Source organism: Rhodococcus sp. CH91 (genome assembly GCF_022554085.1).
GTDB lineage: Bacteria > Actinomycetota > Actinomycetes > Mycobacteriales > Mycobacteriaceae > Rhodococcus.
This window is the reverse complement of the sequence record NZ_JAKFYR010000003.1, coordinates 503,220-523,162: the sequence shown is the minus strand read 5'-3', so window position 1 is coordinate 523,162 and position 19,943 is coordinate 503,220. Positions and strand designations below refer to the sequence as shown.

Below are 19,943 nucleotides of genomic sequence, written 5' to 3'. Positions count from 1 at the left end.
GAGGAAGCCGATGACACCCGACGAACTGTGCGACAAGTACGCCATCACCGAACTCCTCTACCGCTACGCGACGGCAGTGGACACCAAGGACTGGGACAAGATGAGGTCGGTCTTCACCGAGGACGCCCATCTGGACTACAGCTCCGTGGGATATCCGCCGGGGCCACGGGACGACGTGCTCGCACAGCTGCAGAAGGCGTTGTCACAGCTTCCGATGTCGCAGCACTTCGTCACCAACGTCGAGGTCGGCCTCGACGGCGACCGGGCGACGGTGCGGGCGATGTTCTACAACCCCATGCAACTTCCCGGCGTCGACGGCCTGACCTACTGCGGAGGTAACTACCACCACGAGGTCGTGCGGACGGCAGACGGATGGAAGAGCTGCCGACTCGTCGAGGAGAGCCTGTGGTTCTCCGGCCATCCCGATCTGTCGAAGAACCTGTAGTCACGCATCCGTATACGAAAAGACGTGAACACCCTGTACGACAGGGTGTTCACGTCTCGTGCGTGCGGACGGACGGTCAGAGGTGGACCAGGCGGGGAGCCGAACCCTGGGAACGGATGATCGCGCCGGCCTCACGGGTCAGTTCGCGGGAGCTGCCGCACAGGCCGTCGAGCACCAGCACCCGCTTGATGTGCCGGTGCAGGTCGTGCTCGGCGGTGAATCCGATGCCGCCGAGGACCTGCTGGCAGTGACGGGCCGCGAGGATCGCCGCGCGACCTGCGGCGGCCTTCCCCAGAAGCGAGCCGAGTTCGTCGGTCGCGGCCTGCAATGCCGCCTCAGCCCCTTCGACTGCCACATAGGTCTCCGCGAGCCGATGTCGCACCGCCTGGAAACCGGCGATCGGTTTCCCGAACTGGGTGCGGTCGAGGGCATGGGTGCGTGCCAGATCGAGCATCGCCCGGCTCGTACCGACCAGCCACCACCCGAGTGCGCGTCGCGCCGCCGCGAGCGGAACCGGATCTCCGGAAGCGACCGGTGCGAGCGGCAGTTCCGCGTCGAGAGCGGTGGTGTCGCGGTCCTCGCGTGCCCATGCGACCCACGACCCACCGGTGTAGGGGAGCGGTACGACTCCGCCGGCCTCACGACCCGCTTCGACGAGCACGACGTCGTTGATCACCGGGGCGTGCGCGCCGGTCTCGCCGAGCAACCGGAACACCATGGGGATCGTGTCGTCGGGCATCTCGGTGAGCATGTCGTGCCAGCCCAGCTCGGTCAGGGCCGCATCGAGCGCGGCGCCGGTCGTGGTCTCCATCGTCCGGCGCAACGCGTCTGCGAGCAGCGCGAGATCCGAATCCGGTGCAGTGCTGTAAGTCGTCACTCCGCCCCCAGGTCGAGAAGCCGGCGCGCGACGATATTGCGCTGGATCTCGGCGGTGCCGCCGTAGATCGTCGCCGCGCGCGAATACAGGAACTCGGTCCGCCATTCGACGTCGGACAGTTCGAGCACCCCGGGAAGCAGATCCCGGGCGGTGTCGAACAACTGCTGCTCCGCGGTTGCGAGCAGGATCTTGTCGACGGACGTCTCGGGGCCGAGCGGGATGCCTGCCGCGAGGCGCTGCTGGGTGGCGTGCGAACGGCACCGCACGGTGTGGAGTGCGAGATAAGCTGCGCCCAGCTCGTCGTCGGACGCTGAATTCGTCTGTTCCACAAGCCGGTCCAGTCGGGTGAACAGATACGCGATCCGGTGCCAGAAGCATGTCGAACGCTCGTGCGGCAACAGGTCCATCGCGAGCTTCCAGCCGTCTCCGGGATTGCCCAGCATCCGGTCCGCGGGAACGACGACGTCGTCGAAGTACACCTCGGCGAATTCGTCGACGCCGTGCATCGTCCGCAGCGGCCGGACGGTGATGCCCGGGGTGTCCATGTCGACGAAGAAGGCGGTGATGCCCTTGTGTCCCGGTGCAGTGCGGGTGAGCAGCACGCAGCGGGACGCGAACTGCGCGAGCGAGGTCCAGACCTTCTGTCCGTTGATCACCCAGTCGTCACCGCGCTGCTCGGCCCGGGTGGACAGCGACGCGAGGTCGCTGCCCGATCCGGGTTCCGAGAAGCCCTGGCACCACTGTTCCTCGCCGCGCAGCAGTTTCGGAACCATCTCCGCCGCGAGTTCGGGTCGCGCATAGGAGATCATGGTGGGCGCGAGCACCTCGATCATCGAATAGATGCCCGGTTCTGCGAGATCGCGGGTCGCGACCTCCTCGCCGAGCACGGCACGCAGGACTGCGTCGCCGCCGAGCCCGCCGACCTCCTCGGGCCAGCCGTAGCGCATCCAGCCCGCGTCGAAGAGTTCCCGTCGCACGCGGGCGAGTTGTTCGACCTGGGCGTCGAACGAGTGATCCGGTCCGGGGGTCAGATCGTTCTCGTCGAGCCAGGCGCGGACGGCGGTCCTGAACTCGGTGACGTTCATGCCGGTTCGAAGGCGTGGGGGATGCCGGAGTCGTGGGTTCCGCTGCGGCGGATGAAGGTCATCGCCCGGGTACGCAGACGCCAGCCGTCGGCCGTGCGGACGTAGGTGTCGTTGTAGTAACCGATCCGCATGTCGTGCGTGGAATGCTCGACGAAGCACAGCGGCTGGGTGCCGGTCGCGGTGTCGCCGTCGATGTCGATGAGGGCCGTGCCCGTCATGAACAGGCCCTTCGGTGCGGCCGCGACGAGCTCCGGGAACCGGTCGAGCGGGAAGGCGTCGCCGAACGCGCTGTAGGTGCCGTCCGGGGTGAACGCCGAGACGACGCCCTCCACGTCGTTCTTCGTCATGTTCACGGCGTAGCGCGCGAGCAACTGGTTGATCTCGACGAGATCGTCGATGGTCGAACGGTCAGTTGTGGACATAGACCTTTCCGCCTTTCATCACGAACCGCACGTTCTGGGTGACGGTGATGTCTTCGGTGGGATCGCCGGGGACGGCGATGATGTCGGCGAGCAATCCTTCGGCGAGGCGGCCGCGGTCGTCGACGCCGATGAGTTCTGCGGCATTGATCGTCGCGGCCTGGATGACCGCGAGCGGGGGGAGTCCGCGGTCGACGAGAGCGACGATCTCGTCGGCGTTCTTGCCGTGCGGGATGGCCGGGGCGTCGGTGCCGACGGCGATCTTCACGCCGGCCTTGTATGCCGCGAGCACCGAGGTGCGTGCCTTCGGGAACATCTCGGCGGCCTTGGCCTGCAGTTCCGGCGGCGCGTGGGAGGTGTCCATCGCGTCGGCGAGCCGGGTGGTGGGCACGAGCCAGGTACCGCGCTCGACCATGAGATCGATCGCGTCGTCGTCGATGAGGAATCCGTGTTCGATGCAGTCGATTCCGGCCTCGACCGCGTGACGTACGGCTTCGGCGCCGTGCGTGTGGGAGGCCACCTTCAAGCCGCGGCGGTGTGCCTCGTCGACGATCGCGCGCAGTTCCTCGTCGGAATAATGTTGTGCTCCTGCAGACCCCGTCATGGACATGACGCCGCCGGAGACGCAGACCTTGATCAGTTGTGCGCCGTGCTTGATTTGGTAGCGCACCGCCTTGCGGACCTCGTCGACGCCGTTGGCGATGCCCTCCTCGATCGTCAGGTCGAGGATTCCGGGCGCGAATGCCGCGAACATCGTCGGGTCGAGATGCCCACCGGTCGGGGTGATGGCGTGACCGGCCGGGACGATGCGGGGCCCGTCCACCCAGCCCTTGTCGATGGCCTTTCCGAGGGCCACGTCCAGGAGATATCCGCCGGTCTTGACGAAGAGCCCGAGATTGCGGACCGTCGTGAATCCTGCTCGCAGCGTGCGGCGGGCGTTCCCGACGGCGCGCAACATGCGCAGCGGTGGGTCGTCCTGCACGGTCGAGTAGACGGGCTTCTCGCCCCGTCCACCCATGAGCAGGTTCACCTCCATGTCCATCAGGCCGGGCATGAGGATCAGATCGCCGAGGTCGATGACGTCGTCGCCGGGCGTTGTGCCCGTGTCTTCACCGGGTGTCCCGCCGACCGCGACGATGCGGTCGCCGTCGATGCGGAGGATTCCGGGACGGACGATCTCGCCCGTGTCGACGTCGAGCAGTCCGGCTGCCTTCAGGGTCAGCATCGCTCGTCCTTTCATCGGAGAGTGGCGACATTGTGAGAATGTCACTCTCTGTGTTGATTATGAGGTTTTCACACAACCCGGACGCCGTCAATCGACCTCCGGCCCGAGACGCGAAAAAAGGCGCCGGCCCGGACCTTTCGGTCCGGACCGGCGCCGGTGCAGCGTGTGTTCGGGACTCAGTCGAGCGTGATCGCCCTCTCCGGGCAACCCGCGGCAGCCTCACGGACGGCGTCCTCGTGCTCGGCCGGAACCTCGGACATGAGCGTCACGGCATAACCGCCGTCGCTCAGGTCGAAGACCTCCGGGCAGGCGGCGAGGCAGACACCGTGACCGCGGCACGCGTCGTCGTCGACGAAGACCTTCACTTCGTCTCACCTTCCGCAGGCGTGTACTCGAGGTGCAGGGAGAGCAGGCCGCGCAGGATGAAGGTGGGCAGGTAACCGAACTTCCGGTCGCCTTCGGGGCCGTGCACCTTCTCGGAGAGCCGGATCTCGCTGGTGCGCTCGAGCAGGCGCGCGATACCCACGCGTCCTTCCGTGCGGGCGAGCGGCGCACCCGGGCAGGCGTGCACGCCGCGACCGAACGCGATGTGGGTGCGGGCGTTGCGGCGGTCGAGATCGAACTCGTTCGGGTCCGAGAACTGGCGCGGGTCGCGGTTCGCGGCGCCGTTGACCAGCATCATGATCGTGCCGGGGGTCACCTCGACCCCACCGACCTCGGTGGGTGTCTTCGCGAGCCGGAAGTCACCCTTGATCGGGCTCTCGAACCGCAGCGTCTCCTCGATGAAGTTCGGGATGCGGTCCGGCTCGTCGCGCAGCGTCTGCTGGAGTTCGGGCTGCTCGGCGAGGATCCTCATCGCGGAGCTGAGCAGCCGCACCGTGGTCTCCTGGCCCGCGGAGAAGACGTTCGCCGCGATGCGGAGGACGTCCTCGACAGGCGGCAGGGTGCCGTCGGGGAAGGTCGCCGTGGCGAGGCCCGTGAGCACGTCGTCGGTGGGGTTCGCGCGGCGATCCTCGATGTAGTCGCCGAATTTCTTGTACAGGAACTCGAGGGGATTGAGCTTCAGGGCTTCACCCTCGGTGCTGCCGAGCGTGAAGCCCTTCTCCACCTGGATGTTCAGGCCTTCGATGAATTCCTGGTGGTCGCTCTCCGGGACGCCCAGCAGGTCGGCGATGACGAGCATCGCGAACGGTGCGGCGAAGCCCGTGATGTAGTCGCCCTCGCCCCGGGCGAGAACGTCGTCGAGGAGCCTGTCGGCCAGGCGCTCGATGAACTCCTCGTTCTCCTTCAGCCGCTTGGGGGTGATCAGTCGCATCAGCAGGCCGCGATGATCGGTGTGCTGAGGCGGGTCCATCGTGGGGAGCTGATCGTTCATCGGCAGCGCGGGGCGGTGCTCCTCGATGAAGTCGCTGATGTCGTCGCTCTCGGGGCAGGCCGGCAGGCCCGAGAAGGGGCCCGTGACCGAGATGCACGACGAGAACGTCTTCTCGTCGCTCAGGACCTGGATCGCTTCTTCGTATCCGGTGACCATCATGACGTTCATATGGGGTTCACGCTTGACCGGGCACCCGTCGCGCATGGCGTCGTAGTAAGGATACGGGTTCTCTACGAGATCCGGGTCGGTGAAGAAGTTCTTCGTCTCGATGTCGGTCATGGTTCCTCCCGAGGCAGGGCTGTGGGCTGTTGCAGAGTGCGGTCTTCCGGTGCGCGGCCGCCCGCGCCCGATGCCGTATCTCGCCCGCACATCCAACCACGGTCCGTAAAGCCTGGCACGAGGGGATCTTTCGTGCATTTCGGACTTGTGATTGGTCACATTGATACGGATGACGATCTGTGTTTGATCTTGATCAGCGCATACGACAACGCGCCCGTGCGCGAACCCCGGGGGGTTCGGGCACGGGCGCGAGGTGTTCATCGCCGGAACGTTCCGGCGGGCATCACACCACCGGTTCCTTGGTGATGGTGACCCAGGCGGCGCCGCTGTCCGGCACGCGAGGCTGCTTCCAGACCTCTACCGGGAAGGACACCATCACGAGCGATTGCATCAGGTGCATGAGCGCGCGGGCATCGTCGTCGAGGTCGTCGAGGTCGAACTTGTCGAGATAGGTGATCGCATCCTCGAGGCGGCCGAAGGCTGCGTCGTAGAACTGCTGCATCTCGGGCATGCTCGACGCCAGTCGCTTCGCGTAGCGCTCGGGCTCGGTGGCCAGAGCCCAGTCCGCATAGGCTTCGAGGTCGGCGAATTCGGTGGGCAGAGTCGTCACTTCTGGTACTCCTTGACGTAATCGGCGACGGTCTTGTGGAGGTGTCGCAGGAGGATTTCCTGGTCGTTGAGCGGGAAATCGGTCACTGCGCGGGTGCCGATCATGGTCTGCGTCGCTTCGAGGGTGTTCGCGTCCTGCAGTGCGTATTCCTTGAAGGTGACCGCGGCGAGCTCCTGCGCGAGGCGCTCGCGGGCGTTCTTCGGCGGGACGAAGTACAGGCTCGCCTCGAAGATGTGCTTGTCCACAGCCGTCGGCCAGTAGGTGTAGGTCAGGTACCAGCCCGGCTTCCAGACGAGCAGGGTCATGTTGGGGAAGAACTCGAAGCTGTCCTGTCCCCAGCTGTGGAACTTGGTGGGGTTGAGTGCAGGAGGCAGCTGGTCGTCGGCGAGACCTTCGACGTCGGGGGTGTCCCAGGGGCCGAACAGTCCGGAGCGGAGGACACGCTCGATGGGCTTGACCATGCTGGGATCCTTGGGCGGCGCCATGCCACCCCAGGAGGAGATCATCGAGTGCGGGGGCTTGAGGTCGTAGTGCAGAGCCTCGTAGCCGTAGCCGGCGAGCTTCTCGGCCTCGTCCTTCACGGCCTGCTTCATGTGCAGGATCGGTGCGTGGTAGAACTCGGCGAAGGCGTCGATGAACAGTTTCCAGTTCGATCCGATCTCGGAGCGGTAACTGTAGACCTCGGTCATCTTGTCGAACGGGTAGCCCTCGAGGTCCTTGGCGAAATCGCCGAGGTAGTCGACGAGCGGTACGGCGTCGTCGTCGAGGTTGATGTAGATGAAGCCTTCCCAGATCTCGCAACGGACCGACTTGAGTCCGAAGTCCTTCTTGTCGAGATCGAAGAACTCACCCTCCTGCTGGACGAAGGTCAGATCGCCTTCGAGGCTGTAACGCCAGGCGTGGTACTTGCAGGTGAACTGCTTGCAGCTGCCCGCGGTCTCCTCGTTGGGGAAATCGTTCCACACCAACTTGTTTCCGCGGTGCCGGCAGACGTTGTGGAAGGCGCGGACGACACCGTCGTTGCCCTTGACGATGACCAGCGAGGTGCCGGGACCGGCGGAGGGCAGCTCCTTGGTGAAGTAGCTACCGGTGCGGGGCAGTTGCTCGACGCGCCCGACATAGAGCCAGGTGCGCTTGAAGATCGCCTCGCGCTCGGCTTCGAAGAAGGCGGGATCGATGGAATCGGTGTAGTCGACCGGTGCGGTGCCGAGTTCGGGATAGTGCTCGGTCCAGCTTCCCTCTGCCGGCTTGGTGAAGTGGGGCAAGGTTCTACCTTTCGTCTTCGAACTCGATACCGAAGGTGTTGTAGGCCATGGCCATGAGGCTGTAGCCACCCACGGTGAAGATCAGATCCATCAGTTGCTTGGTGGTGAGATGCTCCGAGAGTGCTGTCCACGTCTCCTCGGACAGACGCGACGTCTCGGTCAATTCCCGGACGGAGTCGAGCAGGCGTTGTTCGAACGGATCCTCGGCTGCTCCACCGAGTGCCGCGGTGATCTCGTCCGGCGTGAGGCCGGCTTCGTTCCCCGCGATCTCGATGTGGTGCTCACGCTCGTACGAGCAGTCGTGCAGTTCGGCCACGCGCAGGATCACCAGTTCGCGTAGCCGAGCCGGGAGCGTCGATCGGAACAGAAGATGCACGCTGAAGCCGAGAAAGGCCTTGGTCAATTCCGGATGGTGGACCAGCGTCGCCATCGCGGTGCCGGCCTGCTCCGGGTTCCTCATGTGCCGGGGCATCAGGCCTTTCAGCGCTGCGTCGACGTCATCGTTCCAGGATTCCGCCGGAAGCGGGGACAGCAGGGCCACATCAACCTCCTCCCTCTCTGAGAGAATCTCATTCTCATTTCTGATCGATAGATTTCCACGTCAACGCCGGATAGTCAACGCCCCGCGAGAAATGTCCTGTCTGCGCAGGTCGGACGGGTGGAGGTCGCGGACTCGGAGTCCGGCGGCACCGGATGGCGCACCTTCCCCGGTGTGTTTCCGCCCGCCTCGCCCGCGAGCTTTGCATGTTGATTCTCTAGAAAAGAGAAGATAGTTTCCAGTTACGAGACGCCCGGACCCGCGATCGTCCACCGAGTGATCGAAAGAGAGGTACGTCGTGACCACACCCGCACCGCTTCGCCCAGGAGTGCAGCTCGCCGCCGCCGAAGGTTCCACGAGGGTCGTCGTCGTCCGCGCGCCTTCCGGGGACATCCGGGAGATCACCTGTGGGGGAACGCCGATGATTCCGGCACCTCCCGGCCGCCCCGAGCCGTCGGCCGGCGAAGCCGTCACGGTGCTCGGCAAGCGTTACGTCGACGCGGACGACACGGTCGAACTGCTGTGCACCTCTTCGGGCCCCGGGGAACTCGGTTACGGCGGCGTTCCCATGACTCTCAAGGCCGCCAAGCCGCTCCCCGCTTCCGACTGACCGATACGAAAGGGATCATCATGAACCTCGACGACCTGCAGCTCCACCGGCCGGGCGTGTGGTGACGACGGTGAGCGGAATGAGTTTCGAGCTCAGTGAGGACCAAGAGCTCATCCGTAAGTCGGTGGCCGAACTGACGAAGAGGTTCGACGACCAGTACTGGATGGAGAAGGACCTCGCGCACGAGTTCCCGTCGGAGTTCTACCGGGCGATGGCGGACGGCGGCTGGCTCGGCATCACGATGCCCGAAGAGTACGGCGGGCACGGATACGGCATCACCGAGGCCACACTCCTGCTCGAGGAGGTCGCGCGATCGGGCGGCGGGATGAACGCCGCGAGCTCGATCCACCTCAACATCTTCGGTATGCAACCGGTGGTCAAGCACGGTTCGGACGAGCTCAAGGCTCGTACGCTGCCGCGGATCGTCAGCGGCGACCTGCACGTCTGTTTCGGTGTCACCGAACCCGGTGCGGGGCTGGACACCTCACGCATCACGACCTTCGCGCGCAGGGAGGGAGACCACTACATTGTCAACGGGCGGAAGGTGTGGATCTCCAAGGCGCAGGAATCCGAGAAGATCCTGTTGCTGACCCGCACCAGTCGCTACGACGAGGTCGAGAAGAAGACCGACGGCATGACGTTGTTCCTCACCGATCTCGATCGCAGCCGCGTCGACATCCGTCCGATCCGGAAGATGGGTCGCAACGCCGTCACCTCGAACGAGCTGTTCATCGACGACCTGCGTATCCCGGTGGAGGACAGGGTCGGTGAGGAGGGGCGAGGTTTCGAGTATCTGCTCGACGGACTCAACCCCGAGCGCATGCTGATCGCCGCCGAAGCACTCGGCATCGGTCGCGTGGCACTCGACAAGGCCGTCAGATACGGCAACGAACGCGAGGTATTCGGCCGCCCGATCGGCATGAACCAGGGAATCCAGTTCCCCCTCGCGGATTCGCTCGCACATCTCGACGCCGCCGAGCTGGTGCTGCGGAAGGCCACTTGGCTCTACGACAACGGAAAACCGTGCGGACGGGAGGCGAACACCGCCAAATATCTCTGTGCCGAAGCAGGTTTCACCGCCGCGGATCGCGCGCTGCAGACGCACGGCGGAATGGGTTATTCGGAAGAGTACAACGTCTCGCGATACTTCCGCGAAGCGCGCGTGATGCGCATTGCACCGATCAGCCAGGAGATGATTCTGAACTTCCTGAGCTCACACACTCTGGGACTGCCGAGGAGCTACTGATGGCCGTGAACAATTCTCTCTTCGATCTCACCGGGCGGTCGGCCGTGGTGACCGGTGCGGCCGGTGGTATCGGTTCGGCCGTCGCCGAAGCGCTCGCCACAGCCGGTGCGGCCGTGCTCGTCACCGACATCGACGGTGATGCTGCTGCCGCTGTCGCAGAACGTATCTCGGCGAACGGTGGTAAGGCCGACAGTCTCGCGCTCGATGTCCGCGACCGGGAGGCCGCCGATGCCGCGATGGCGCGTGCCGCCGGCCTGACCGAAGGCGTACTCCACATCCTCGTCAACAATGCCGGTGTCACCGATCCCGCGATGTTCGCCGACACCACGGTCGAATCCTTCCAGCGCATCCACGACATCCATGTGCTCGGTGCCTTCACGTGCTCGCAGGCGGCCCTGCCCTTCCTGTCCACCGACGGCAGGGGGCGCATCATCAACGTGACCTCCTCGGCCGGCATCACTGGCACGCTGGGCCAGGTGAACTACTCTGCCGCCAAGGCGGGGATCATCGGCATCACGAAGTCGCTCGCCCGCGAATTGGCACGCAAGAAGATCCTCGTCAACGCCCTGGCTCCGCTGGCCGCAACGCCTATGACGGAGACGATCCGCACCGACGAGAAGTTCGCCGCGAACGTGCTCAACCGTATTCCGTTGCGGCGCTGGGCCTCGCCGGAGGAAGTCGCCGGAGCGTTCGTCTTCCTGGCCACGGATGCGGCGTCGTTCGTCACCGGGCAGGTACTGCCGGTCGACGGCGGCATGGTGATGTGATGGCAGAGGCGGCGCCAGGGCAGAGCTCGGCAGGCTCGGACGGCCCGCTCGCAGGGATCACCGTCGTCGCCCTCGAGCAGGCCGTCTCGGCCCCGATGTGCACGCGCACGCTCGCCGACTTCGGCGCGCGGGTCATCAAGATCGAGAATCCTCGCGGGGGCGACTTCGCACGCGACTACGACGACGTCGTCGGTGGCATGGCGGCCCATTTCGTGTGGGCGAACCGTGGCAAGGAGTCGGTGACGCTCGACCTGAAATCGGACGACGGCATCGCCGTGCTGCATCGGCTCCTCGCCCGATCCGATGTGCTGGTGTCGAACCTCGCCCCCGGTGCCACGGGACGATTGGGGCTGTCCTCCGATCAGCTCGAGGAACGCTATCCCGAGCTCATCGCCGTCGAGATCGACGGATACGGGCCCGGTGGGCCGCTCTCGCACAAACGCGCGTACGACCTTCTCGTCCAGGCGGAGTCGGGTGCGTGCGCCGTCACCGGTCATCCCGGCATGCCGGCGAAACCCGGACCGCCCGTCGCCGACATCACCACCGGCCTGTACTCGGCCGTCTCGATCCTCGCCCTGCTGTGTGGCAAGGAACGACACCGGGGCCGCGGCGGCAGCCTGTCGAAGGTGTCGGTGAGCCTGTTCGACACGATGACCGAACTCATGGGCTACCCGCTGACCTACACCCGCTATTCCGGGGTGAACCAGCAGCCGCTGGGCATGTCGTCGCCGGCGGTCTCGCCCTACGGCTCCTACCGGACCGCCGACGACCAGGTCGTCGTGCTGGGCACCACCAACGACAGGGAGTGGCAGCGACTCGCGAGGGAGATCATCGAACGCGACGACCTCGCCGACGACGATCGCTTCCGCTCCAATGCCGGCCGCTGCGAACACCGGGCGGTGCTCGACGAGGCGATCGCACAGTGGTGTGCCCGGCACCCTCTCGCGCACGTGCAGAAGATCGCCGACGATGCCGGTATCGGCAACTCCCGGTACAACCTGCCGAGCGATGTGGTCGCACATCCGCAGTTGCAGGCCCGCGATCGCTGGCGGCAGGTCGATACCCCGAACGGCCCGATCGAGGCGCTGCTTCCTCCCCCGGTCGTCGCCGGCTTCGAACTGCCCATGGGTGCGGTGCCGGGGCTCGGCGAACACACCGATGCGGTCCTGCTGGACTTCGGGATCACCCGCACCGAGATCGCACGGCTGCGCGAGGCGGGCGCGATCGGTCCCGCCTACCGCGCACCGGGTACGGAGGCGGCGGGGTGAGCACCGACTCCCTTCTCGTCGACGACCGCGACGGGGTCCGGACCCTCACAGTGAACCGGCCGCATCGCAAGAACGCGATCGACGCCCCGCTCTGGCAGGCATTGCACGACGTCCTCGTCGACACCGCCGACGACCCGGATGTGCGGGTCCTCGTCGTTACCGGCGCGGCCGGCGCGTTCTGTTCGGGTGCCGATATCGCCAATCCCGGTGTCGCGCACCCGTTGCACAAACTGCGCAAGCTGACGGACGTCGCGTTGCTGCTCCACGAGCTGCCCGTTCCCACCGTGGCGAAGGTCGACGGCGTCGCCTACGGGGCCGGCTGGAACCTGGCGCTCGGATGCGATCTGGTGGTCGCGACACCGCGATCGACCTTCTCGCAGATCTTCGCGAAACGGGGATTGTCACCCGATCTCGGCGGTACGTGGTTGCTGCCGAGACTCGTCGGCCTGCAGCAGGCGAAACGACTGGCACTGCTGGCCGAGGTCATCGACGCCGACGAGGCGCACCGGCTGGGGCTGGTGACGTGGATCGAATCCGAGGAGAGCATCGACGCGTTCGTCGGCGATCTCTGCGCTCGGCTGTCGGCCGGACCTCCCGTCGCCCTGGCACAGACCAAGGCATTGCTCAACGAAGCCGTCGACCGCGGCCTGCGGGATGCTCTCGCCGGTGAGGCGCGGGCCCAGGCGGTCAATTTCGGCACCGCCGACGCCCCCGAGGCGTTCCGGGCGTTCGCGGAGAAGCGCGAGGCCCGCTTCACCGGCAGATGGGCACTGAATCCGGAACCGCAGACTACGAGTGGAGAAGAAGTACATGCGTGAAGCAGTCATCGTCGAAGCCGTCCGCACGCCGGTCGGTAAGCGCAACGGTGGACTGGCGGGCGAGCATCCGGCGGATCTGTCGGCGCACGTCCTGCAGGCCCTCGTCGAGCGCACCGGCATCGACCCGGCGGTTGTCGACGACGTCGTGTGGGGCTGTGTCTCGCAGGTGGGCGACCAGTCGAGCAATATCGGGCGGTATTCGGTTCTCGCGGCCGGCTGGCCCGAGTCGATTCCGGGCACGACGATCAACCGGGCGTGCGGGTCGAGCCAGCAGGCGCTCGACTTCGCGTCACAGGCGGTGATGTCCGGGCAGCAGGATGTGGTGGTCGCCGGCGGCGTCGAGGTCATGAGCCGGGTGCCGCTGGGCTCGGCGCGGGCGTCGGGTCAGCCGTACGGGCCCAAGGCGCTCGCCCGGTACGACGGGTTCTCGTTCAATCAAGGCATCTCCGCCGAGAAGATCGCGCAGAAGTGGGGATTCTCCCGCACCCGGCTCGACGAGTTCTCGGTGCTCTCGCACGAGCGCGCTGCGGCCGCTCTGGATCGGGGCGCGTTCGACGCGCAGATCGTCCCGGTTCCGACGGAGGCGGGGACGGTCTCGGTCGACGAAGGAGTACGCCGGGGATCGACGGTCGAGAAGCTCGCCGGACTGAGGCCCGCCTTCGCCGAGGACGGCGTCATCCACGCCGGCAACTCGTCGCAGATCTCCGACGGCGCAGCGGCGTTGCTCGTCACGACCCCTGAGAAGGCTCGGGAACTCGGACTCCGCCCGCTGGTTCGGTATCGGGCGGGTGTCGTCGCCGGAGCCGACCCGGTGCTCATGCTGACCGGACCGATCCCCGCGACCGAGAAAGTCCTGGCGAAGGCCGGCGTCGCGCTCGGTGAGATCGGTGTCTTCGAGGTGAACGAGGCGTTCGCGTCGGTGCCGCTGGCCTGGCTGGCGGAGACAGGCGCGGACCCGGAGAAGCTGAACCCACTCGGCGGGGCGATCGCGCTCGGCCATCCTCTCGGTGGCTCCGGTGCCGTTCTGATGACCCGGATGATCCATCACATGAGGGACCAGGGTCTGCGCTTCGGGCTCCAGACCATGTGCGAGGGCGGCGGCACGGCCAACGCGACCGTCGTCGAGCTCGTCGGAGGGTAGCGGAGGTCGAGGAGCAGATTCCTGTGACATCGATCTCCGGATAAACCGAATGAGACGCTTGTCACAGGAGTGAAAGCGACCTAATGTGTGTTCAGTAGGTTGTCCTTCTACAACGAAGTGAGGGGCCTTGTCCCATCGGGCATACGACACTCTCCTCGCCAGAGGTGAGGACCGCCGGGAGCTGATCCTCAGCGTCGCCCAGCGGTTTCTGGCACGGAACGGGTGGCGGAGCACGAGTCTCGCTCAGATCGCCCGGGAAGCAGGATTGACCCCTGCCGGGCTTCTGCATCACTTCGATTCGAAGGACCAGTTGTTGCACGCGGTGCTCGATGCCCGAGACAACGACGACGACGCTCGTGTGGACCGGACGGGAGATCTCGTCGATCAGATCAGGAAGATTCCGAGACGTTTCGAGGAATCGCCCGAACTGGTCGGGATGTACGCAGTGCTCCTCATCGAGAACCTCGAACCGGATGCTCCCCTGCACGAACGCCTACGCGGGCGGTATCAGACGGCTCTCGACACGGTCGAAGCCGGAATCCGGCGTGGACAACGCGCCGGTCGATATCGAACGGATGTGGACCCGGCCATCAAAGCGGTGGAGATCGTCGCTTTCCTCAATGGAATGGAAACCTCATGGCTCCTCGATCGTTCGCTCCCACTGACCGCAATATTCGAGGACTTCATTCAGTCGCTCGAGCAACAGCTCATGCTCGTCGGCACAGCCTGAGACGGAGGGTCGCGATCGTCGCTCCCCGGGTCGCGGACGCCGTGCGTTACACCGGCGGATGGCTGTACGACCAGGTGGCAGCAGGCTGGGAAGTGGTGGTCGTCGTTCCGCAGAGTTCCGACCTGCGTCCCTTCGAGATCCTCGGTGCCTCGAAGGCTGTCGACCTCGAGTCGGCTCTGAGTTCTGCGTCCTACGGCCCGATGCCCGATACCGTTGCGGTCGCGGCCGACCTCTACGCCTCCGACGAGCGGATCCGGAACGGTGTGCTCGAGGTGCTGTCGGAGAATCCGGCCACGATCGCACTGTGGGGCGACACCGTTCCCTCCGAGCTCGACTCGCGGATCGTGCCGTTGCAGCACCGGCTGAGCCGAGCAGCGCAGGTCTTCAAGTCGCACGCGCTCGCCGCTGCGTCGGCGCCGGCCACGGCCGTCGGTCTCACCGAGTCCTTCCGGACCGGGGGCATCGACGCGGGCCGTATGCGGGGCGGTCTCCTCTCCATGGCCTGAGTGCTCCCGATCGTACGGCTGTGGCTCCGACTTCCCGGGAAGTCGGAGCCACAGCCGGAATTACAGCCGAAGGACAGCCGGGCCGGCACTCAGCGCGACATGTCGATGACGACCTTCCCGACCGCTCGCCCGTCCGCGACCCGGCGCAGTGCCTGCGCGGTGTCCTCGAGCGGATAGTCCGCGCCGATGTGCGGAACCGCCTTGCCGGAGACGAGGAGATCGACGAGTTCGTCCTCGTTCCGCCGGTATTCCTCGGCGTCGAGATCCTGAAATTGAAAGCCCATGATTCGGATTCCCTTGACGAGCACCAGATTCAGAGGGATTCGGGGGATCGACCCGGAAGCGTAACCGAGGGTGACGAAACGCCCGCCGCGACGGAGCGAACGCAGCGCCGGTTCCGAGAGATCCCCGCCCACCGGGTCGACCACGACGTCCGCGCCCTGCGGTAACGCGCTCTTCAGAGCCGGACGCAGGTCGCTCGCCCGGTGGTCGATCACGTGGGTTGCACCGCAGGAGGACGCTACCGCGAGCTTGTCGGGCGACGAGGCGACCGCGGTGACCGAAGCCCCGAGGACCACACCGAGTTGGACTGCCGCAAGACCGACTCCGCCGCCCGCGCCGAGCACGACGAGTTCCTCGCCCGGCTGCAGCCGCGCCACGGATCGGAGCGTGTGATAGGCCGTGCGGTGCGCCACCCCGAAGGATGCAGCGGTCCGATCGTCGATTCCGTCGGGAATCTTCTTCAGGGATGTCACGGGGGCGACGATCTCGTCGGCGAACGCTCCGACCAGCCCCGTGCCGGTGACCCGATCACCGACCGCGAACCCGGGTGTGCCGTCAGCGATTTCGACGACGGTGCCCGCGTACTCGCTGCCGGGAACGAAAGGTGGCGGCACACTGATCTGATATCTGTTCGCGACGATCAGCACGTCGGGGAAATTCACGGCGGCGGCCCCCACTCGCACCCTGGCGAAGCCGGATGCGAGTGGAGCCGAGGGTCGTTCCTCGATCCGAAGACCCTCGGGTTCGCCGTACTCCGTGCAGACGACGGCACGGACGGCGCTCATCCGCCCTGCCAGACCGGCGCCCGCTTCTCCATGAACGCGGCTGCGCCTTCCTTGGCGTCGTTGCTGGCGAAGACGACCGACTGCCAGTAGGACAGTCTTTCCTCGGCGCGCTCGGCATCGGACTGGGCGAGCCGGACAAGTTCTTTCACCGCCGACAGACCCAGCGGAGCGTTCGCCGCGATCCGCCGGGCGTAGTCGAGCGCGGTGTCCATCACCTGATCCGGTGCCACCACGGCGTTGATCAGCCCGAGGGCGTAACCGCGTTGCGCCGAGATGGGATCCCCTGTCAGGGTGAGTTCGAGGGCCGCCCCGACGGGGATGCGGGTGCCGATGGAGGTGCCGCCTCCGGCGGGGAAGAGTCCGCGCTTCACCTCGGGCAGGCCGAACTTCGCCTCGGAGGACGCCACGATGATGTCGGCGCCGAGGAGGAGTTCGAGCCCGCCCCCCACGGCACTGCCGTTGGCCGCACCGACGACCGGAACAGACAGTTCGCCCTTGGACAGCCGCGCATATCCGGCGGCTTCGGCGGAATCGGTGCCGATGTCCTCACCGGCGGCGAACGCCCGCAGATCCATGCCGGCGCAGAATGCCCGGTCGCCCGTGCCGGTGAGGACGATCACCCGGATCTCCGGATCCTCCTCTGCCCGAAGGGCCGCGGCGCCGATTCCGCGGAGCACGGCTCCGTTGAGGGCATTACGCGCCTCGGGCCGGTCGATGCGGAGGACGAGCACCGGTCCGTGCCGTTCCTCCACCAGTCCTTCCGCGACAGTCGTCATCGCAAACCCCTTCAGCCCTTGTAGTCCGTCGACTCGGCGAGGTCGGCCGCCGATTTCATGAGGTTGGTGATGACCGGTCCGTAGGACTGCAGCTTCGGGTCGTCCCCGGCCCGCTGGAAGCCCTGTTCGAGGACGATGGCGAGCTTCCACTTGGCGAGGATCAGGTAGTAGTCGATGTCGTCGACCTGGCGGCCGGAGACCTCGGCGTAGTGCGCGAGCATCTGCGCGCGACCGGGCATCCCGGTCAGGTCGACGTAGCTGACCGCACTGTCCTCGTTCGCACTCGTGTCCTCGGGCCAGTTCATGAGCATCCAGCCGAGATCGAGCTTCGGGTCGCCGACGGTACCCATCTCCCAGTCCACGAGTGCCGCGAGCTTCGCCGGGGCGCCGTGCTCGAACATCACATTGGCGAACTGGTAGTCGCCGTGCATCAGACCCGGGACGTAATCGAGCGGACGGTGGGTCTCGAGCCACTTCGTGGCGACGTCCATGCCCTCGATCTCACGGGCCTTGATCCGTTCGAAGAAGCGGGTCCACCGGCTCACCTGTCGGTCGTGGAAGCCGTCGGGACGTCCGAGATCGTGCAGGCCCTGCGCCTTCCAGTCCACCTTCGACAGCAGGGCGATGCCCTCGGCGAGCTGGTAGGCCAGGCCGGCTCGGGCATCGAGATCGGTGTCGAAGGGTGCGGGCCAGGTGCCGCGGTGATCCATCGGCGACCATCCGTCGACGTGGCCCATGAGGTAGAAGGAGCGGCCGAGGACGGACGTGTCCTCACATGCGGCAACGGCTTTCGTGTGCGGGACGTCGGTTCCGGCCAGTCCCTGGATGATGCGCCACTCGCGCATGATCCCGCCGTCGCGGTCGGCCGGTGCGCCGGGCGGAGGGATACGGATGACGCACGTGAAGTCGTCACGCGTGAGCTTGTAGATCTCGTTCTGTGTACCGCCGGAGAGGTATTTCGCGTCGAGGGGCGCGCCCTTGCCGGGCAGGCCCTGCTCGTCCATCCAGTCGGCGAGACGCTCGGTGTCGATCACAGGTTCCCCACTTCGAGTTCGATGTAGTCGGCGTACTTCTTCCGGGCTTCTTCCTGCTTCTTCGGGATCCACTGCGAGGGCCACATGTCGTCGACCGGGCTGTAGTCGCGGAGGACCTGCTTGGCGACGGTGGTCTTGTGCACCTCGGTCGGCCCGTCGGCCAGGCCCATCACCGCTGCCCCGTGGATCATTTTGAAGAACGGCATCTCGTTGGTGACGCCGAGCGCCCCGTGCACCTGCATGGCGCGCCACGCGATGTCGTGGAGCACGGTGGGCATGATGATCTTCGCCGTCGCGATGTCCTTGCGGACCTTCTTGTAGTCGTTGTACTTGTCGATCTTCCACGCTGTGTTGAGCACGAACAGACGGAACTGTGCGAGCTGCGCGTAGGAGTCGGCGATGTAACCCTGCACGGCCTGCTTGTCGGAGAGACGGCTGCCGGCCGTCTCGCGGCTGAGGGCACGCTCGCACATCATGTCCAGGGCCTTCTGGGCGAGGCCGATGGTGCGCATCGCGTGGTGGATGCGACCACCACCGAGTCGCACCTGCGCTGCTGCGAACGCCTGGCCCTCCTCGCCGAGGAGCGCTTCGGCGGGCACGCGCACGTTGTCGTAGTGGATGAGTGCGTGGGTGCCGTCGTTCATCGGTTCGCCGTAGAGGCCGACATTGCGCACGATGTTCACACCGGGTGTGTCGGTCGGGACGAGGAACATCGACGTGCCCTTGTACACGGGGACGTCGGGATCCGTCACGACCATGACGATGAGGAACTCGGCGGTCCGGGCGTTGGACGAGAAGAACTTCCACCCGTTGATGACCCAGTGGTCGCCGTCCTTGACCGCCCGGCAACGGAACTGGGCGGGATCTGCACCACCCTGCGGTTCGGTCATCGAGTACGAGGAGAACACCTCACCGTCGAGCAGGGGCTGCAGATAGCGCTCCTTCTGCTCGGGGGTGCCGAAGTGGGCGATGATCTCGGCGTTACCGGTATCGGGTGCCTGGCAACCGAACACGATCGGTGCCCACGACGAGCGCCCGAGGATCTCGTTCAGCAACGCCAGCTTGAGCTGTCCGTATCCCTGACCGCCGAGTTCGGGGCCGAGATGGGTGGCCCACAGGCCCTCTGCGCGGACCTTGTCCTTGAGCGGATCGATCGCCTCGCGGCGAAGTCCGTCGAGGGGGACGAACTGCTGGTGCTCCCATACGAGATCGAGCGGTTCGACCTCCTCGCGCACGAAGGCATCGGCCCAGTCCAGCTTCTTCTGGTACTCGGGCTCGGTTTCGAAGTCCCAGGCCATTGTGCCTCCCTTCCATTGGTGAGAATATCTATCTCGATACGAAGAACCTCATTCTTGCACGACCGAAGAGCAATGGGAACACCTACCGTCCGGAGGGCGCAGACATGAAGGCCGAAGACCTCTTCCACCTGGGGATCGTCACCGACGACCCTCGCGCCGCCCGGGACGAACTCTCGGCACTGCTCGGCTACGAGTGGGGACCACAGGTGGGCGGAGCCGTCGATGTGACGCTCCCGGACGGCGACCGGAGCGTCGATCTGCAGTGCTCCTATTCGGTCACCGAACCGCGGATCGAGATCGTCTCGGCCGTGCCCGACACACCCCTGTGGGCTGCGACCTCCGGTATCCACCACCTCGGGTACTGGTCGGACGATGTCGAGGGTGACTGCCGTCATCTCGAGAAGGAAGGATTCGTCGTCGAGGCCACCCGCGCGCTGCCCGGCGGCGGTATGTTCTTCGCATTCGCCCGCAGTCGACGGGGCGTGCTCGTCGAACTCGTCACCCGCACCGCCGAATCCGGACTGTCGCGGTGCTGGGCCACATCCTGATGACCGGAGAGGACTG

Annotated in this window: 23 protein-coding genes; 10 read left to right on the top strand and 13 right to left on the bottom strand. The window is 66.0% G+C overall.

The features are described from left to right. The first annotated feature begins 10 nt into the window (after window positions 1-10). Window positions 11-445, top strand: a complete 435-nt coding sequence (locus MOM01_RS09105) for a nuclear transport factor 2 family protein (protein ID WP_241385071.1) — start codon at window positions 11-13, stop codon at window positions 443-445. Between the two features lie 76 nt (window positions 446-521). Here MOM01_RS09105 and MOM01_RS09100 read toward each other — a convergent pair whose 3' ends face one another. The 9 genes from MOM01_RS09100 to MOM01_RS09060 form a co-directional block, all read right to left on the bottom strand. After that, window positions 522-1,256: an acyl-CoA dehydrogenase family protein gene (locus tag MOM01_RS09100; protein ID WP_241385137.1), complete on the bottom strand. Its 735-nt coding sequence runs from the start codon at window positions 1,254-1,256 to the stop codon at window positions 522-524. 62 nt (window positions 1,257-1,318) lie between these two features. Next, on the bottom strand, window positions 1,319-2,407 hold the full coding sequence (locus MOM01_RS09095) for an acyl-CoA dehydrogenase family protein (RefSeq protein ID WP_241385070.1): 1,089 nt from the start codon (window positions 2,405-2,407) through the stop codon (window positions 1,319-1,321). Further along, window positions 2,404-2,829 (bottom strand): nuclear transport factor 2 family protein, encoded by a 426-nt coding sequence (locus MOM01_RS09090; protein WP_241385069.1) that lies wholly within the window; start codon window positions 2,827-2,829, stop codon window positions 2,404-2,406. Before MOM01_RS09090 ends, MOM01_RS09095 begins: the two co-directional genes overlap by 4 nt. Then, window positions 2,816-4,051, bottom strand: coding sequence for a metal-dependent hydrolase family protein (locus MOM01_RS09085; RefSeq protein ID WP_241385068.1), 1,236 nt, complete (start codon window positions 4,049-4,051; stop codon window positions 2,816-2,818). Before MOM01_RS09085 ends, MOM01_RS09090 begins: the two co-directional genes overlap by 14 nt. 176 nt (window positions 4,052-4,227) lie before the next feature. After that, on the bottom strand, window positions 4,228-4,416 hold the full coding sequence (locus MOM01_RS09080; protein ID WP_241385067.1) for a ferredoxin: 189 nt from the start codon (window positions 4,414-4,416) through the stop codon (window positions 4,228-4,230). After that, complete coding sequence (locus MOM01_RS09075; RefSeq protein ID WP_241385066.1) at window positions 4,413-5,705, bottom strand: cytochrome P450; 1,293 nt, start codon at window positions 5,703-5,705, stop codon at window positions 4,413-4,415. Before MOM01_RS09075 ends, MOM01_RS09080 begins: the two co-directional genes overlap by 4 nt. Before the next feature lie 283 nt (window positions 5,706-5,988). Beyond that, on the bottom strand, window positions 5,989-6,315 hold the full coding sequence (locus tag MOM01_RS09070; RefSeq protein WP_241385065.1) for a hypothetical protein: 327 nt from the start codon (window positions 6,313-6,315) through the stop codon (window positions 5,989-5,991). Continuing rightward, complete coding sequence (locus tag MOM01_RS09065; RefSeq protein ID WP_241385064.1) at window positions 6,312-7,580, bottom strand: aromatic ring-hydroxylating oxygenase subunit alpha; 1,269 nt, start codon at window positions 7,578-7,580, stop codon at window positions 6,312-6,314. Before MOM01_RS09065 ends, MOM01_RS09070 begins: the two co-directional genes overlap by 4 nt. A gap of 4 nt (window positions 7,581-7,584) precedes the next feature. Further along, window positions 7,585-8,121 (bottom strand): carboxymuconolactone decarboxylase family protein, encoded by a 537-nt coding sequence (locus MOM01_RS09060; RefSeq protein ID WP_241385063.1) that lies wholly within the window; start codon window positions 8,119-8,121, stop codon window positions 7,585-7,587. Between the two features lie 295 nt (window positions 8,122-8,416). On the opposite strand from MOM01_RS09060, the gene MOM01_RS09055 reads away from it, so the two are divergent. The 8 genes from MOM01_RS09055 to MOM01_RS09020 all read left to right on the top strand — a co-directional run bounded on the left by MOM01_RS09055 (window position 8,417) and on the right by MOM01_RS09020 (window position 15,204). Beyond that, a complete protein-coding gene (locus tag MOM01_RS09055; protein WP_241385062.1) occupies window positions 8,417-8,728 on the top strand; it encodes a hypothetical protein in 312 nt (103 codons plus the stop codon). Window positions 8,729-8,807: 79 nt separating this feature from the next. Beyond that, on the top strand, window positions 8,808-9,974 hold the full coding sequence (locus tag MOM01_RS09050; RefSeq protein ID WP_241385061.1) for an acyl-CoA dehydrogenase family protein: 1,167 nt from the start codon (window positions 8,808-8,810) through the stop codon (window positions 9,972-9,974). Next, complete coding sequence (locus MOM01_RS09045) at window positions 9,974-10,741, top strand: SDR family NAD(P)-dependent oxidoreductase (RefSeq protein WP_241385060.1); 768 nt, start codon at window positions 9,974-9,976, stop codon at window positions 10,739-10,741. The genes MOM01_RS09050 and MOM01_RS09045 overlap by 1 nt, the downstream gene beginning before the upstream one ends. Further along, complete coding sequence (locus tag MOM01_RS09040) at window positions 10,741-12,009, top strand: CaiB/BaiF CoA transferase family protein (RefSeq protein ID WP_241385059.1); 1,269 nt, start codon at window positions 10,741-10,743, stop codon at window positions 12,007-12,009. Before MOM01_RS09045 ends, MOM01_RS09040 begins: the two co-directional genes overlap by 1 nt. Beyond that, complete coding sequence (locus MOM01_RS09035) at window positions 12,006-12,827, top strand: enoyl-CoA hydratase/isomerase family protein (RefSeq protein ID WP_241385058.1); 822 nt, start codon at window positions 12,006-12,008, stop codon at window positions 12,825-12,827. Before MOM01_RS09040 ends, MOM01_RS09035 begins: the two co-directional genes overlap by 4 nt. Beyond that, the gene (locus MOM01_RS09030; protein ID WP_241385057.1) at window positions 12,820-13,968 is read left to right on the top strand and encodes a thiolase family protein; all 1,149 of its coding nucleotides are present in this window, start codon (window positions 12,820-12,822) and stop codon (window positions 13,966-13,968) included. The genes MOM01_RS09035 and MOM01_RS09030 overlap by 8 nt, the downstream gene beginning before the upstream one ends. 127 nt (window positions 13,969-14,095) lie before the next feature. Next, window positions 14,096-14,698, top strand: coding sequence for a TetR/AcrR family transcriptional regulator (locus MOM01_RS09025; protein ID WP_241385056.1), 603 nt, complete (start codon window positions 14,096-14,098; stop codon window positions 14,696-14,698). A gap of 41 nt (window positions 14,699-14,739) precedes the next feature. Beyond that, a complete protein-coding gene (locus MOM01_RS09020; protein WP_241385055.1) occupies window positions 14,740-15,204 on the top strand; it encodes a hypothetical protein in 465 nt (154 codons plus the stop codon). Between the two features lie 89 nt (window positions 15,205-15,293). Here the strand turns inward: MOM01_RS09020 and MOM01_RS09015 are convergent, their stop codons facing one another. Genes MOM01_RS09015 through MOM01_RS09000 form a run of 4 tightly spaced genes read right to left on the bottom strand, consistent with a single transcriptional unit; the run spans window position 15,294 to window position 19,379 of the window. Next, entirely contained in the window at window positions 15,294-16,271 is a 978-nt protein-coding gene (locus tag MOM01_RS09015; RefSeq protein WP_241385054.1) for an NADPH:quinone oxidoreductase family protein, read from the bottom strand. Further along, window positions 16,268-17,047 (bottom strand): enoyl-CoA hydratase-related protein, encoded by a 780-nt coding sequence (locus MOM01_RS09010; protein ID WP_241385053.1) that lies wholly within the window; start codon window positions 17,045-17,047, stop codon window positions 16,268-16,270. The genes MOM01_RS09015 and MOM01_RS09010 overlap by 4 nt, the downstream gene beginning before the upstream one ends. Before the next feature lie 11 nt (window positions 17,048-17,058). Continuing rightward, window positions 17,059-18,051: a phosphotransferase family protein gene (locus MOM01_RS09005; protein WP_241385136.1), complete on the bottom strand. Its 993-nt coding sequence runs from the start codon at window positions 18,049-18,051 to the stop codon at window positions 17,059-17,061. Window positions 18,052-18,077: 26 nt separating this feature from the next. After that, window positions 18,078-19,379: an acyl-CoA dehydrogenase family protein gene (locus tag MOM01_RS09000; RefSeq protein ID WP_241385052.1), complete on the bottom strand. Its 1,302-nt coding sequence runs from the start codon at window positions 19,377-19,379 to the stop codon at window positions 18,078-18,080. A 104-nt stretch (window positions 19,380-19,483) separates the two neighbouring features. Between MOM01_RS09000 and MOM01_RS08995 the strand changes: the two genes are divergently transcribed. Next, window positions 19,484-19,927 (top strand): VOC family protein, encoded by a 444-nt coding sequence (locus MOM01_RS08995; protein ID WP_241385051.1) that lies wholly within the window; start codon window positions 19,484-19,486, stop codon window positions 19,925-19,927. The last annotated feature ends 16 nt before the right edge of the window (window positions 19,928-19,943 follow it).